Origin of the sequence: Microbacter margulisiae, assembly GCF_014192515.1 — a bacterium.
Classification (GTDB): domain Bacteria; phylum Bacteroidota; class Bacteroidia; order Bacteroidales; family Paludibacteraceae; genus Microbacter; species Microbacter margulisiae.
Window position 1 is genome coordinate 1181798 of sequence record NZ_JACHYB010000001.1, and the last position, 14976, is coordinate 1196773.

14 protein-coding genes are annotated in these 14976 nt (G+C 37.7%); 12 read left to right on the forward strand and 2 right to left on the reverse strand.

Annotation, left to right across the window (positions count from 1 at the left end):
* Positions 1 to 51 precede the first annotated feature (51 nt).
* Positions 52 to 1344 carry a tyrosine--tRNA ligase gene (gene tyrS, locus FHX64_RS04915; RefSeq protein WP_183412691.1) on the reverse strand — a complete coding sequence of 431 codons (1293 nt, stop codon included), beginning with the start codon at positions 1342 to 1344 and terminating at the stop codon, positions 52 to 54.
* A gap of 316 nt (positions 1345 to 1660) precedes the next feature.
* Positions 1661 to 2071, reverse strand: coding sequence for a hypothetical protein (locus FHX64_RS04920; protein WP_183412692.1), 411 nt, complete (start codon positions 2069 to 2071; stop codon positions 1661 to 1663).
* Between the two features lie 277 nt (positions 2072 to 2348).
* Here FHX64_RS04920 and lpdA point away from each other — a divergent pair, with 277 nt between their 5' ends.
* From lpdA to FHX64_RS04980, 12 genes are all read left to right on the forward strand, one after another.
* On the forward strand, positions 2349 to 3698 hold the full coding sequence (lpdA, locus tag FHX64_RS04925) for a dihydrolipoyl dehydrogenase (protein ID WP_183412693.1): 1350 nt from the start codon (positions 2349 to 2351) through the stop codon (positions 3696 to 3698).
* 148 nt (positions 3699 to 3846) lie between these two features.
* A complete protein-coding gene (locus FHX64_RS04930; RefSeq protein WP_183412694.1) occupies positions 3847 to 4590 on the forward strand; it encodes an ABC transporter ATP-binding protein in 744 nt (247 codons plus the stop codon).
* 381 nt (positions 4591 to 4971) lie between these two features.
* On the forward strand, positions 4972 to 6999 hold the full coding sequence (locus tag FHX64_RS04935) for a proton-conducting transporter transmembrane domain-containing protein (protein ID WP_183412695.1): 2028 nt from the start codon (positions 4972 to 4974) through the stop codon (positions 6997 to 6999).
* Positions 7000 to 7006: 7 nt separating this feature from the next.
* On the forward strand, positions 7007 to 7915 hold the full coding sequence (locus FHX64_RS04940; protein WP_183412696.1) for a respiratory chain complex I subunit 1 family protein: 909 nt from the start codon (positions 7007 to 7009) through the stop codon (positions 7913 to 7915).
* A 4-nt stretch (positions 7916 to 7919) separates the two neighbouring features.
* Positions 7920 to 8549, forward strand: a complete 630-nt coding sequence (locus tag FHX64_RS04945; RefSeq protein ID WP_183412697.1) for a hypothetical protein — start codon at positions 7920 to 7922, stop codon at positions 8547 to 8549.
* Positions 8550 to 8560: 11 nt separating this feature from the next.
* Positions 8561 to 9988: a proton-conducting transporter transmembrane domain-containing protein gene (locus FHX64_RS04950; RefSeq protein ID WP_183412698.1), complete on the forward strand. Its 1428-nt coding sequence runs from the start codon at positions 8561 to 8563 to the stop codon at positions 9986 to 9988.
* A gap of 1 nt (position 9989) precedes the next feature.
* Positions 9990 to 11486, forward strand: coding sequence for an NADH-quinone oxidoreductase subunit D-related protein (locus tag FHX64_RS04955; RefSeq protein ID WP_183412699.1), 1497 nt, complete (start codon positions 9990 to 9992; stop codon positions 11484 to 11486).
* A 25-nt stretch (positions 11487 to 11511) separates the two neighbouring features.
* On the forward strand, positions 11512 to 12264 hold the full coding sequence (locus FHX64_RS04960; protein WP_183412700.1) for an NADH-quinone oxidoreductase subunit B family protein: 753 nt from the start codon (positions 11512 to 11514) through the stop codon (positions 12262 to 12264).
* A gap of 212 nt (positions 12265 to 12476) precedes the next feature.
* Entirely contained in the window at positions 12477 to 12827 is a 351-nt protein-coding gene (locus FHX64_RS04965) for an NADH-quinone oxidoreductase subunit A (protein WP_183412701.1), read from the forward strand.
* A 47-nt stretch (positions 12828 to 12874) separates the two neighbouring features.
* Positions 12875 to 13375: an NADH-quinone oxidoreductase subunit B gene (locus FHX64_RS04970; RefSeq protein WP_246392404.1), complete on the forward strand. Its 501-nt coding sequence runs from the start codon at positions 12875 to 12877 to the stop codon at positions 13373 to 13375.
* A complete protein-coding gene (locus FHX64_RS04975) occupies positions 13368 to 13823 on the forward strand; it encodes an NADH-quinone oxidoreductase subunit C (RefSeq protein ID WP_183412703.1) in 456 nt (151 codons plus the stop codon). The genes FHX64_RS04970 and FHX64_RS04975 overlap by 8 nt, the downstream gene beginning before the upstream one ends.
* Positions 13824 to 13834: 11 nt before the next feature.
* A complete protein-coding gene (locus tag FHX64_RS04980) occupies positions 13835 to 14962 on the forward strand; it encodes an NADH-quinone oxidoreductase subunit D (RefSeq protein ID WP_183412704.1) in 1128 nt (375 codons plus the stop codon).
* The last annotated feature ends 14 nt before the right edge of the window (positions 14963 to 14976 follow it).

Below are 14976 nucleotides of genomic sequence, written 5' to 3' on the forward strand. Positions count from 1 at the left end.
TGATGATGGATTATCTCACTGCCTTTACTTTATGTATAATAGATATTTAGACTATTTAACAACAATCAGATAATAATTCTTTTTGCCTTTTTGGATTAATAAGTAACGATTACTCAGTAAGTCTTCCGAAGTAACAATACGATCTGGCTCCGCGAGTTTTTCTTTGTTTACAGACACTCCGCCACCAGTTATCAGCTTACGCATTTCTCCTTTTGAAGGAAAAATCTGGCACTTTTCAACTAATAAATCAATTGCTTTGACGCCTTCGGACAACAGCATCGCAGGCACATCAAACTGAGGTACTCCATCAAAAACTGCCAAGAAAGTTTCTTCATCAAGCTTTTTCAATTGTTCGGAAGTTGAGTTTCCAAACAAGATATTCGAAGCCTCAACGGCAGCTATATAGTCTGCTTCAGAATGCACCATGATTGTTATTTCGCGAGCTAATGCTTTTTGCAGAGGGCGTAAATGTGGAGCTTCAGCTTGCTGTCTGGTCAACCCGGCAATTTCTTCCTGAGAAAGAAAAGTAAATATCTTGACATATTTTTCAGCATCAGCATCACTCACATTAAGCCAAAACTGATAAAACTTATAGGGGGAAGTATAACGCCTATCCAACCAGACGTTTCCAGATTCGGTTTTCCCAAATTTGCCGCCATCGGCTTTTGTAATCAATGGGCAAGTAAGAGCAAAAGCCTCACCGCTTGCTTTCCGGCGAATCAGTTCAGTGCCAGTCGTAATATTTCCCCATTGATCAGAACCTCCCATTTGCAAACAACAATTTTTATGCTGGTATAGATACAGGAAATCATATCCCTGAACCAATTGATATGTAAATTCTGTGAAAGACATTCCATCAGCGGTTTCACTATTCAGTCGTTTCTTGACAGAATCTTTTGCCATCATATAATTTACGGTAATGTGCTTACCCACATCGCGAATAAAATCAAGGAAAGAGATGTCTTTCATCCAGTCATAATTATTGACCAATTCTGCTGCATTAGGGGCATCAGAATCAAAGTCAAGGAAACGTGCCAATTGTTGTTTGATGGCCTCCTGATTATGGCGTAACGTATCTTCACTTAACAAATTGCGTTCCTGTGATTTTCCTGAAGGGTCGCCGATCATCCCAGTTGCACCACCAACCAAAGCTAGTGGTTTGTGGCCACAGCGTTGAAAATGCTTTAACATCATAACGCCAACGAGGTGCCCGATATGTAACGAATCGGCTGTAGGATCAATGCCTACATAACCTACTCCCATTTGTGTTGCAAGTACCTCTTCCACTCCTGGCATCATATCGTGGATCATGCCCCTCCATTTCAGTTCTTCGATAAAATTCATTCCAAAATTATTTGTTAGTTCAAAAACAGATAAAAATCATGAGATTACTCCCATTCATTTAGTAGCAAAAAATTTATTACTTTCCTATTAGATGTACAAAGAATATGCGAAGACAAAGTTCGCCAATTTTGTTAATACTCGCAAGTTATTTCCCATGTGCCACAAAAAAAGCCAACAACACAATCAACAGATGTTGTTAGCTTATAAGCATTGGGCAAAAGAACCTTGTAAAGATCGTTTCTCTTCATCATTGTGACGAAAACAATCCACTAATTCAGTGCGAACAAGTAAACATTTCGATGCGTAAACGCAACAATTAATTGTCGGAAACTTTTTTCTGCCTTGTTGTTTTAGGTTTGACAGAATCTACCGAAATTGTTTTTTTTAATGGTTTTTTAGGTTCTTTTGTCTCCTGCAGCGGAATTACTACATTCGTTGTTCCAACCTCATTTCGTAGGAAATATTTTTCTAAGCCTGAATACAACTCTCCATTATCATAAATTTCACACCAACAGTCATAAATACTATCATAAAATTTGAATGATAATTCATTAAATTCTGCGGGTATTTTGATGGTTAGTTGCTTCGAGTTTTTTGAAAACGTACTGGCTCCTTTAATGTTCCAGTCATTAAAATTTCCCACTACACTCATTCCGGAAGCATCAAAAACATCTGACTTAAATACTACTTTCCAGTATGTATCTTCCTTTTTACAAGAAACTTTCATAGCGATCTATTTTGTAGTTATCCATTAAAATACACAAATAAACGTAATTTTACCACAAAGGCATGCTACTGTCACCACAAAGGTAACATTTAATTTTTTAGCCTGCAAATGTTTAGCCTATCATATTTCACAAATAAAAAATTTTGGAGAAGAAACAAAAACAAAATATTTATTGTATTTTTGTCCTCAAATGTTGAATGTACATTATTTGAGAGCAAATTAATGACTAATGTGGTGTTGATACACTGAAAGCTAAACCGCTTAAAGTAAATAAATTATGTATGATTTAGGAATTATTGGAGGAGGTCCGGCAGGCTATACAGCCGCTGAACGTGCAGCTGCACAAGATTTAAAAGTTATACTTTTTGAAGAGAAAAAAATCGGAGGTGTATGTTTAAACGAAGGCTGCATCCCTACCAAAGCTCTTTTACAAAGTGCACACGTGATAGAAACCATTCATCACGCTGATAAATATGGCATTTCTGTAAATGCAGAACCAACATTTAATTTAGAACAAATCATTCAACGCAAGAATCACATCGTGCATAAAATGCAAGCAGGTGTTCGGGCAAAATTAAGACACAACTTCATTACAGTAATAGAAGGACATGCTGCCATCAAAGGGAGGCAAGGTGAGCTTCTTAATGTTTCTTGTAACGATGAGATTCATGAAGTTAAAAATTTATTAATTGCTACAGGCTCCAGAGAATTTATGCCTTCAATTCCTGGTATCGAATCAGCGTCCGTGGTAACACATCGTGACTTATTAAATTTAACAACACCGATCAATGAATTAGTGATTATTGGTGGCGGATATATTGGAATCGAATTTGCTGATTACTTTAGCAGCCTGAATACCAAGGTTACAATTGTTGAATTAAAAGATACTATATTAGAAGGTACCGACCGAGAGTTAACCGATATTCTACGTGTTGAATATGAGAAAAGAGGCATTACTTTCTATCTAAATGCACAGGTGACCCAGATAGAAGGTAACGAAGTGATTTTTACTCAAGACAAAGAAATCAAGCGCGTCAGCGGAGATAAAATATTAGTTTCGGTTGGCCGGGTGCCAAATTTAGAAGGATTTGGATTAGAAGTACTTGATATAGAAGCATATCGCAAAGGCATACGAGTCAACAATCAGATGCAAACTTCGGAGCCAAACGTATATGCAGCCGGAGATGTAACAGGGTTTTCAAAATTAGCCCATGCCGCATACCGAGAAGCAGACGTGGTTGTAAATACAATCAAAGGGATATATGATCCCATGAATTTCCAATCTATTCCGGGTTGTATTTTTTCCAATCCAGAAATTGCTACAGTAGGATTAACCGAAGAAGCTTTGAAAATGGCATGGATGCCTCACCGGATTGTTAAGATTCCAATGACATATTCAGGACGTTTTGAAATTGAAAACGGAGGGTTTGCCGGGCTTTGCAAATTAATTCTTGGAGACAGTGATGAGATTCTGGGAGTTCATATTATTGGAAATATGGCAACCGAAATCATTGTTTCTGCAACAATGGCTATCAACAACAGATTCAGTGCAAAACAATGGGCAAAGAACATATTCCCTCACCCATCTGTCAGTGAAATTTTCCGCGAAGCACTTTACAAAGCATAAATTCAACGTGCATTGCAGTTTTCTTATTATCTTTGACGATTCTATTTCCTCAAAGAAAAATTATTCGTGGCTATGAGATGTTTTAAATTTTCTCTAGCCACGAGATATTATTTTATATAAGGAATAAATCCTATTTAATGCTTATTCGATGATCGAAGTTGTCAACTTAAATAAAACTTTCGAAGAAAATCATGTACTCAAAGATGTTTCAGCCACTTTCCTGCCAGGCAAAACAAACCTCATTATCGGAAAAAGTGGTTCGGGAAAAACAGTTTTATTAAAATGTATCATAGGATTGCATAATATTGATTCAGGGCAAATACTATACAATAAACAGAATTTGCCAGAGATGAATCCTCGCGACACAAAACTCCTTCGTCAAAAAGTGGGTATGCTTTTTCAAGGATCTGCCCTTTTCGATTCCATATCAGTTTTGGAAAATGTTCTTTTCCCTCTGGAAATGTTTTCTTCCATGAGTAAATCAGAACAAGTAAAAAGAGCCGAATTTTGTTTGGAAAGGGTGAATATTGATCCATCCGCTTTTTCTTTGTTCCCTGCTGAAATCAGTGGTGGGATGCAAAAACGGGTTGCAATAGCCCGCGCCATTGTATTGAATCCATTATATCTTTTCTGCGACGAGCCCAATTCCGGCCTTGATCCCCAAACTTCACGATTAATAGACAAACTGATACACGACATCACCATAGAGTATAAAATGACTACTATTATTAACACCCACGACATGAACTCTGTCATCGAAATAGGTGAAAATGTGATATATATTGATAACGGAGAAAAAGCCTGGCAAGGTGAGAACAAAGATATCTTCAGTACTGAGAATAAAAATCTGAATGATTTTTTGTTTGCATCTAAACTAACACAATCTAATTAAAAAAAGGGATAGTCTGTATTAATAATTCTTGTACTATTCCCGCGTCTTCCTTCATACATAGAGCTTTCTTCTATTTACAATCTCAAGTTAAATTATTTCGCTGTAAAGAAATCCGTTCAAAAAGACAGATATATCTTTAATTATAATTTAACACAAACAAACAATTAAAAGTAAGATTCTCTTATTGTTTCTAATAATAAAACATTACCTTTGCACCATAAAAGAGAAAGACATTACATTTGTATATCCGTTTTATTTTCAGAAATATACATCTATATAAAAACGACATAATACTTCCAAACAATCTCTTTTCAGCATTACATTGAAATATTTTTTTAACAACAAGGTTTTAATGGATGCTCTAATCACTTCTGTCTAAACATGAATCCTGTTGCACTGATTCTTTCCGTTGTTTTTATTGTTTTGGTGTTTATACCTTTTACAAAAAAAAGGACGACACAAACCCTACTAATAGCCTGTGAGTTTTTTATTTTTTGCTTCAGTGGTTTCTTTGCAATAGAAGCTTTAACCGGACAATCAACCTCATATATTCTGATCGGATCAATCGTTACTGGCAATATTCCTATTGTTATTGATCCTTTAGCTGCCTGGTTTATCCTACTGATCAATTTTACTTTTCTTACAGGCTCCATTTACGGAAACAGTTACATGAAGGCTTACGCAGATCGCAAACACCAACTTTCATTACACTGGATCAGTTACTTATTGTCACATATAGGATTGTTGGCTGTCTGCGTGGTACAACACATGCTGATATTTTTGTTCGTCTGGGAAATTATGGCGCTCAGTTCATTTATCATGGTGATTTTTGAAAGTGAAAAATCACAAACCATAAAAGCCGGAATCAATTATTTAATACAATCCCACATTGGCATTTTACTCCTGACTATTGGCTTCGGATGGGTATATGTAGAAACAGGCTCATGGTCGTTTGACGCTATTAAACTTTTCGGGCAAACCGGATCACTGCTTGAAGCATTTGGGCTAATGCTATTGTTTTTTGCTGGATTTTCATTCAAAGCCGGTTTTGTGCCTTTTCATACTTGGCTGCCACAGGCACATCCTGCTGCTCCTGCACATGTATCGGGAGTGATGTCAGGAGTATTAATCAAAATTGGGATTTATGGTATTTTGCGTATGTTGTTATTATTGCCGAATAACACGATTGAGATTGGTATCGTCATTCTTATTATATCCATAATTACAGGAATTTATGGTGTCATGCTGGCCATTGTACAACATAATCTGAAGACACTTTTAGCATACCATAGCATTGAGAATATAGGCATTATCGGGATTGGGATCGGAGTCGGCTGTTTAGGGTTGGGCTTAGGAAATGAACCTATGGCAGCTATTGGATTCGCAGGGGCACTATTACATACGCTTAACCATTCATTATTTAAGTCAGTACTGTTTTACGGTGCAGGCAATGTATATCAAGCCACTCACAGTGTTAATATTGAATCATTTGGAGGATTAATTAAACGAATGCCTCATACCGCTTTCCTTTTTCTGATTGCATCGTTGGCCATTAGCGGACTGCCACCGTTTAACGGATTCATCTCAGAATTTCTGATTTATTCCGGATTAATCAACGGATGGAGTCACGGCACATTTATTTATATCCTTATTTTTGCTTTTGCGGTTTTTGGACTTTCATTAATAGGCGGACTAGCAATTCTGTGTTTCACCAAGGCCTTCGGTACAATTTTCTTAGGATCTCCCCGCCAAACATTCGCCCAAGAACCTCAGGAAAGTTCTCGTATGGCATTAATTCCAATGTATATCATTATCGCATTGATCATCGCCATAGGTGTTTTCCCAAGTATTTTTGTAAAGGCTCTGTGGTTACCGGTACAACAATTCACAGGAAATATGCATGAAAATGCTTTTACCTTTTCGCCTTCGTTACTTAGCATTGCACAACAAATAGGAATTGCATCGCTTATATTTATGGCGTTAACAGGTTTTATATGGTTTATCCGTTATCAATTAACGAAAAGACAAACCGTCACTTGTGCGGAAACCTGGGGATGTGGTTATATTGCTCCTACCCCGAAGATGCAATACACAGCAAGCTCATTTGTAAGAACCTACCGAAAATTAGCTGAACCCATATTGCTCTTTCAAAAGCACAAAAAGGAAGTTTCGGGCATTTTCCCTCATGAAGCTTTTCATTCAATACATTCATTAGACAGGGTCGAAATGTATCTGATTCATATGCCATTGAAAAGAATGCGGTTCTGGCTAAATCGATTTTCATTTTTACAAAACGGCAGCCTACAATTCTATATTTTATATGGATTGTTGTTTATCATTATATTGATTGCAGTTCCTTCGCTGGAATATCTTTATCATATTCTGGCTCACTTTTTAAATATCCTTTAAAGAGATCATGATTAGCTTCATTGTTATCATTGTTACAAGCCTGTTTATTTCAGGTATTATTGTCCGTACTAAAAGCATTTGCTCGGGACGTAAAGGTTCAGGTATTATGCAGCCCATGAGAGATATTCTTAAATTATGGAAAAAAGGATCTGTTTACAGCCATACATCCAGTTGGATTTTTCGTATTGCTCCAACCGTTTATTTTTCATCTATACTAATGGCTGCAGCCGCTTTACCTTTGGGAGGACATTGTGGGCTGTTTTCATTTGATGGTGATTTTGTGTTTTTTGCCTATGTGTTAGCCACCGGGAAATTTTTTAATATTATTGCCGCATTAGATACCGGTAGCAGTTTTGAAGGCATGGGGGCAAGCCGCGAGGCTCTATTCTCAATGCTTGCAGAACCCGCTTTCTTTCTATTAATGGGGTCGTTAAGCCTCTTAACAGGCTATACCTCCTTCAATGCTATTTTTCAAGCATTGCATTTCGGCTCTTACATTACGTATGCGCTAACTGCCATTGCTACCTTTATTCTGCTTATGCTTGCCATGATTGAAAACAGTCGCATGCCCATAGATGACCCCAAGACTCATCTGGAATTGACGATGATTCACGAGGTAATGATCTTGGATAACAGTGGCTTTGATCTTGGGCTTATCTTTCAAGCAACGAATTTCAAATTTGTTATTTACGGAGCTTTAATTGCCAATATGTTTTTAGGTAATTTACCTTTATATGACGCCATTCCCATGTTTTTGGGCATTCAGGTAGTATTTGGCATTTGCATCGGGCTGATCGAATCCTTTATGGCACGTTACCGGATGACCCATAACGCTCAATTTGTACTGATCTTATCCTCATTATCTTTATTAGTTCTGTTTGGAGTTTTGATGTTGCTGAATAAATTTAATTCATAATAAGATGACAAATATTCTGTTGATTGTCTTCATTATATCGCTTCTCTATTTTGCCATTGCCAATCGATTGATGACTTATGTCAAGATATTGGCATTACAGGGAATTTTATTGTTTGGAGTTGCTTTCATTGAATTAATTGAAATCAATATCATAAATTTAATTTTCATTCTTTTTGAGACTATCGTTGTCAAAGCTATTGCTATTCCGTTGTTTATGCGATATATCATCAAGAAGAACAAAATCACCCGGGAAGCCGAACCTTATGTTCCCTATTTTGTTTCTTTGATCGTAATTACTGCAATTATCGTAGTAACCTTTTTTATAGGCAACTATATTCAGGAGCCGAATCTGAATAAGATATACTTCATCGCTGCATTATCAGCTCTTGTTAGCGGTTTGTATTTTATCAGTACCCGACGAAAGATCATTACCCACGTCATTTGCTATGCAATGATTGAAAACGGCGTATTTATTTTATCTCTGGCGGTAGGACACAACATGCCCATGCTGGTTAATCTGGGAATTTTACTGGATGTTTTCGTCAGCATCTTTCTCCTTGGCATGTTTGTCAATAAAATAGGCGACGTCATTAACGAAAGCGATGTCACTCAGTTAAGTAACATAAAAGATTAAAAGGTACATCGATGACTCTATTCTATTTGGCAGGTTCCATTTTATTGGCAGGCGCTTTATTCCTCAATCGCAATGCTTTAATAAATAAGACATTGGTAATTATATTTTTATTATTACAAGTCTGTTATACAGCTTTTCTTGTTATATATCAAAATTGTAGTGATGCAATCTATTTCAAATCAGATGCTTTGGCAATCTTAATGACAGGTACACTGACTATCATTGCCATTCCTGCTTTATTGCATCGGTATGACTACGTTTACAAAGAACAGGATTCGCCGGCCAACAGAGGCATGTATTATGGAGCTATGGTTATATTTATCATGGCTTTAACTGCCGGCTATACCGCATCGCATATTGCCGTAACATGGATTTTTGTCGAAATTACTACGTTAAGTACTTCAGTATTAACTTTTCACAGGCGCAATGCCGGATCCATAGAAGCCACATGGAAATATATTTTCGTCTGCTCCATTAGTTTGGTATTCGTTTTTATAGGTATTTTGCTCTTAAGTCTGGCCATGAACAACGAATATCAAGCGGGCATGCAATATAGCACACTTGTACAACTGGCGCCATCACTTGATCCTTTCTGGTTGAAGCTAGCTTTTATCTTTATTTTTACTGGATATACAGCTAAATTAGGATTAGTTCCCATGTACACAGCCGGCATTGATGCCAAAGATAAAGCCCCGGCTCCGGCGTCAGCTCTTTTTTCAAGTGTATTAATGAATTTAGGTTTTGTCGGAATCTTACGCATGTACATAATCACAGAGCACGCTTCCATTCACGCATGGGTTAACGCAATTATCCTCATTACAGCGTTACTTTCCATATTCGTAGCTACTGTTTATTTGCTAAAAGTCAGAAATATAAAACGAATGCTAGCCTATTCAAGCATTGAGCATATGGGAATTGTTATGGTAGGAATAGGCACAGGAGGAATAGGCTATTATGCTGCTATTTTGCAATTAATTTTACATTCTTTTGTCAAATCGTCTCTATTCCTGCAGGTCGGACATCTTTACAAAACCTTCAAGAGTAAAGAAATCTTCTCCATTGGCAATTACTTCAAATACAATACCCCGGGAGCAGTTTTTCTGTTGTTGGCATTTATTGGTATAGCGGCTATACCTCCATCAGGATTGTTTATAAGTGAATTTTATCTGGTACTTGCGTTAATACAAGCACACCAATGGTTTGTTCTGATTCTCATATTAATATTGCTGACCATTATTTTATGGACATTAGGAAAAAACGTATTCAAAATATTATTCGTTCCACCATTAGGTTTTAATCCTAAAAACATAGAAAAAGGGAATGGATATGAGACTTTATCACATTATTTGCTGCTCGGATTAACCGTATATCTGGGATTTTGTCCGCCACAAGGATTCGTCAATTTAATTCAATCGGTTGTTCATTCAATTACATTCTGAAATGCACGCAATTGTCATAAAAAATTACCAACGTATTCCCTTTTCAGCCATCCCGGCTTTGCCTTATGAACTTTTTGTTCCGGTTATTCTGGAAGAACTGATGATTGACGACTCGTGCCATTGTGTTAATTATGTTGGATTTCCACATAATGACAAGGTTCAATTGATTTGTTGTATTGCCAATGACAAACAACACACCATTTATGTCACATCAACCATTGTAACACTTAATGCAACATTACCTTCACTGACAGCTCATAAACTCGCCTTTCACATTTTTGAGCGGGAACTTAATGAACAATTTGGAATTCAATACACTGATCATCCTTGGCTAAAACCAGTACGTTATTCTTTCAATCGATCGGATCTGAATAAAACAATTGCCAATTATCCGTTTTATTCCATTGAAAGCGAAGAGCTCCATGAAGTCGGAGTAGGCCCAATTCACGCAGGAATCATCGAACCAGGCCATTTTCGATTTATCTGTAATGGAGAACAAATCTTGCATCTGGAAATTCAATTAGGATACCAGCATCGCGGTATTGAATCCCTGTTTGTGGAGAAAAAGAAAATTCTGCAACGAGCAACATTAGCCGAAAATATAGCCGGCGATACAGTAATTGGTCATGCTTCAACTTTTGCCCGTGTTTGGGAAAGTTTATGCGAAACAGCTGTTTCTCCCGCATTGCAGCTTGAGCGTACCTTAGCGTTAGAACACGAGCGAATCGCCATTCATACCGGTGATTTAAGCGCCATGTGTACTGATTTGGCTTATCAATTAGGCAGTTCCGTTTTCGGGCGACTACGCACGCCTATCATTAATTATTTTCAGGAGTGGACAGGTAATCGATTTGCTAAAGGATTAATACGTCCTAATAAAACCAATTTTACTTTTACCAAAGAGTTAGCGACACGATGGCATGAAGTAATTTCAAAATTTGAACCCGATTTTATTGAAATGTATGACATGCTTTCGGATCTACCCTCGGCATTAGCTCGAATGGAAAAGACAGGAATTGTCAATAAAGAAACAGCTCAAACAATCGGTATGGTCGGCATGGCAGCCCGTGCAAGCGGATTGACCCGAGACATTCGCATGTCACATCCCGAAGGATGGACTACCATTTCCCATCAACCGGTTATAAAACGACATGGTGACGTTTTCTCGCGCGTTCAGATACGAAAAGAAGAAGCACTCCAATCCATTCAATATATCAGACAAATCATTGAATTATTGCCAGATGCTGATAAAGGTATAACAGAAGAAAAAGATGCTTTGCCAGACTCTTTTGTTATTGGATTAACAGAAGGATGGCGTGGCGAAATTTGTCACTGTGCCATAACAGATAAAACCGGCAATTTGCAATGTTATAAAATAAAAGATCCATCTTTACATAATTGGTTGGCATTAGGACTGGCTGTACGTAACAACGAAATATCGGATTTCCCGATTTGTAATAAAAGCTTTGATCTCTCATATTGCGGTAACGATCTGTAATATTGCTATTAATTCACACAAGACAATGTTTAATAATTTAAAAATACTCCATCACCAAGGAAAACAATTTATTCCCGATGTTACTAAAGCTGAAGCTGCTGGCATTTTCAGAGGACGACCCGTTATTAGTAAAGCAAGTGTGAATACAGAAACACTGACTGAACTTTGCCCAACAAGTGCCATCACAACAAATCCCGTTTCAATTGATTTAGGGAGATGTACTTTCTGTGGCGAATGTGCCATTCAATTCCCCGAAAAAATCCGGTTTACCAAAGATTATAAATTATCATCGAACACTCGCAATCAATTAATCATAGAAGAAGGAATTGAGCAACCTATTACTCTTGATGCTGATAAGATTCGAAAAGAAATCCGAAGATTATTTCATCATTCATTGAAATTACGACAAATATCAGCAGGGGGAGACAATAGTTGCGAATGGGAATTGAACGCCGTAGGCAATGTCAATTTTGATATAGGACGTTTCGGTATAGAATTTGTCGCCTCTCCGCGACATGCTGATGGGATTGTTATCACCGGACCCATTACACAAAGCATGGCAAAACCATTGGAACTTTGCTACAAAGCTGTTCCTGATCCTAAAATCATTATTTTAGCTGGGGTTGATGCCATCAGTGGAGGTATTTTTGAAGAAAGCCATGCATTAGACCGTTCATTTCTTGTACAATATCCAATTGATTTGTACGTTCCAGGTAATCCGGTTCATCCACTCACTTTCATTAACGGTATCATTCAACTGATTGGTTTAGAATCTTAATAAAATGCCACATGGACATTGCAGTTTCGAACAATAAAATTAAATAATCAAAAAATATGGGCTTTTTTCAATGTCAAAAAATAGCAGCATCTAAATAACTTACAACTACTTAATCTATATATAAAGATTTTTTTCAATAATACGAAGGTTCGTTAATAGTAAATAATCGTTTAATTGACTACCTTTGCACTCTCTAAAAACAAGGATCAATTATGGGACCAGCATCTCTTATCGTACTGTTATTCATAGCAATAGCATTTGCTATCATTGCCGTATACATCGGCAGAATTTTTGGAACATCATCTACTAATCCTGTAAAAGGAGAACCGTACGAATGTGGAATTGAAACCAAAGGAGAAACCTGGGTTCAGTTTCACATCGGATACTATTTATTTGCCCTTTTATTTTTAGTATTTGACGTAGAAATTGTTTTCCTATTTCCCTGGGCAACCGTTATACGTGAGTTAGGCGTTGTTGCTTTTATTGAAATATTTCTTTTCACGCTGTTCCTCTTTTTGGGACTTTTATATGCATATAAAAAGAAAGCACTCTCATGGATGTAAAAAAAGAATATATTCCCGAATTCGACGGGGATGCTTATAAAGATGACATGGGAAGAACGAGTTTTATTCTCACTTCCGTAGATGCCATTGCCAATTGGGGTCGAAGCAATTCATTATGGCCTTTATCATTTGGAACAAGTTGTTGTGCTATCGAACTGATGAGTACAGTTTCAGCAAAATATGACTGGTCTCGTTTTGGATTTGAAGTAATGCGTGCCAGCCCCCGCCAATGTGATCTGATTATCGTTGCTGGAACCATCACACACAAAATGGCTCCGGTTCTTAAACGTCTTTATGACCAAATGCCCGAACCACGTTATGTGATTGCAATGGGAGCTTGTGCAGTGTCAGGCGGACCTTTTTATTATAACTCATACGCTGTTGTTCGTGGCGTTGATAATGTAATTCCAGTTGATGTCTACATTCCAGGATGTCCTCCGCGTCCTGAGGCATTGATTCATGGCATGATGACGCTACAGGAAAAAATCAGAAAATCCAAAGCATACGTTATCGATAAACCTAAAAAAAAGAAGGACAACAATGACTAAAGAGGAACTCAAACACTATCTCGGGGTTACCTTCCCAAACCTGGAAGTGAAAGAGACATTCAATTTCCCACTGTTAATCGTGAATAAAGAAGATGTCATCGAGGTGCTGTCCAAGTTGAAGACAGCCACTGAAACAAAATTTAATTTTTTGTTTTGTGAGACTGCTGTCGATCGAAATCCAAACTTTGAAGTTGTTTATCACCTATCCTCCACTTACTATCATCATGATTTAGAGGTAAAAGTGATTCTGGAAGATAGAGAGAATCCTGAAATTGATTCCGTTTACGGGCTTTGGGAAGCTGCTGATCTATATGAAGATGAAATTTATGATATGTTTGGCATTCGTTTCAAAGGTCATCCTAACCTTCGCCGGATTATGCTTACCGATGAATGGAATGGATTTCCACTACGAAAAGATTACCAAGATGATAAAATTATTTCCTTGTAGCCTATTAGTCAATGGAAAATCAATCTAACCAAAAACCAAACGAACTAAGAACGGAAGAGTTCGTTGTCAATATTGGGCCACAACACCCTGCAACACATGGAGTATTACGCATTGAAGCAACTCTTGACGGAGAAATAGTAAAGAACGTTCAGCCTCATTTGGGCTACATCCATCGTGGTATTGAGAAAATGACAGAATCGATGCCTTATAAACAATCGATTTTTCTAACCAGCCGGATGGATTATCTGTCCGCCCACATCAATAACCACGCCTGCTCTTTGGCTATTGAAAATGCCCTCGGTATTGAAGTGCCAGCCCGTGCAAAAGCCATTCGAATCATCATGGATGAATTGCAACGTTTAACATCACATGAATTGTGGTGGGGTTCGTGTGCAATGGATATTGGGGCTGTTACACCTTTCTTTTTAGGATTCCGTGACCGGGAACGTATTCTGGAAATTTTTGAAGCTAATACAGGAAACCGTCTTACAATGCACTACATTGTACCTGGCGGGGTTATGCGCGACGTACTATCCACATTTGTCACGGACGTCAAGGAATTGCTCAAGAAAATCAAAGGTTACCGGCATGAATATGATCAATTGATTACCGGCAACTACATTTTTCAACACCGGACACAAGGCGTTGGATATCTTTCAAAAGAACAAGCCATCTCATTAGCCTGTTCAGGTCCGGTTGCACGCGCCTCAGGAGTAAGCTGCGATATTCGAAAACTTCATCCTTATGATGGTTATGAGAATCTGGATTTTAAAGAAGTAATCGATTATGGTTGTGATAACTGGGCACGTTATGTCGTTCGGATGGAAGAGATGAATCAATCCATTCATATCATCGAACAATTATTGGATAACTTTCCAACAGGAGACTACCGGACAAAAATTAAAGGGATCATCAAGCTGCCTGAAGGAGAATATTACCAACGTGTTGAGACGGCTCGCGGCGAATTGGGAGTTTATATCGTTGCCGATGGTAGCAACAAACCTTACCGTATGAAATTCCGTACGCCTTCCTTTTCAAATCTTGGCGCAGTGAACCCTACAACAGTAGGCCTAAAAATTGCCGACTTAATGGCAAACATGTCGACCATCGATTTGGTAATTCCTGATATTGACCGATAAAACAGAGCATATGA

Coding starts and splice junctions, on each gene's coding strand:
- FHX64_RS04950 (WP_183412698.1), top strand. CDS start 8,561: ATGACTCTATTCTATTTGGCAGGTTCCATTTTATTGGCAGGCGCTTTA.
- FHX64_RS04965 (WP_183412701.1), top strand. CDS start 12,477: ATGGGACCAGCATCTCTTATCGTACTGTTATTCATAGCAATAGCATTT.
- FHX64_RS04955 (WP_183412699.1), top strand. CDS start 9,990: ATGCACGCAATTGTCATAAAAAATTACCAACGTATTCCCTTTTCAGCC.
- FHX64_RS04920 (WP_183412692.1), bottom strand. CDS start 2,071: ATGAAAGTTTCTTGTAAAAAGGAAGATACATACTGGAAAGTAGTATTT.
- FHX64_RS04930 (WP_183412694.1), top strand. CDS start 3,847: ATGATCGAAGTTGTCAACTTAAATAAAACTTTCGAAGAAAATCATGTA.
- FHX64_RS04960 (WP_183412700.1), top strand. CDS start 11,512: ATGTTTAATAATTTAAAAATACTCCATCACCAAGGAAAACAATTTATT.
- FHX64_RS04975 (WP_183412703.1), top strand. CDS start 13,368: ATGACTAAAGAGGAACTCAAACACTATCTCGGGGTTACCTTCCCAAAC.
- FHX64_RS04980 (WP_183412704.1), top strand. CDS start 13,835: ATGGAAAATCAATCTAACCAAAAACCAAACGAACTAAGAACGGAAGAG.
- lpdA (WP_183412693.1), top strand. CDS start 2,349: ATGTATGATTTAGGAATTATTGGAGGAGGTCCGGCAGGCTATACAGCC.
- tyrS (WP_183412691.1), bottom strand. CDS start 1,344: ATGAATTTTATCGAAGAACTGAAATGGAGGGGCATGATCCACGATATG.
- FHX64_RS04970 (WP_246392404.1), top strand. CDS start 12,875: ATGGGAAGAACGAGTTTTATTCTCACTTCCGTAGATGCCATTGCCAAT.
- FHX64_RS04940 (WP_183412696.1), top strand. CDS start 7,007: ATGATTAGCTTCATTGTTATCATTGTTACAAGCCTGTTTATTTCAGGT.
- FHX64_RS04935 (WP_183412695.1), top strand. CDS start 4,972: ATGAATCCTGTTGCACTGATTCTTTCCGTTGTTTTTATTGTTTTGGTG.
- FHX64_RS04945 (WP_183412697.1), top strand. CDS start 7,920: ATGACAAATATTCTGTTGATTGTCTTCATTATATCGCTTCTCTATTTT.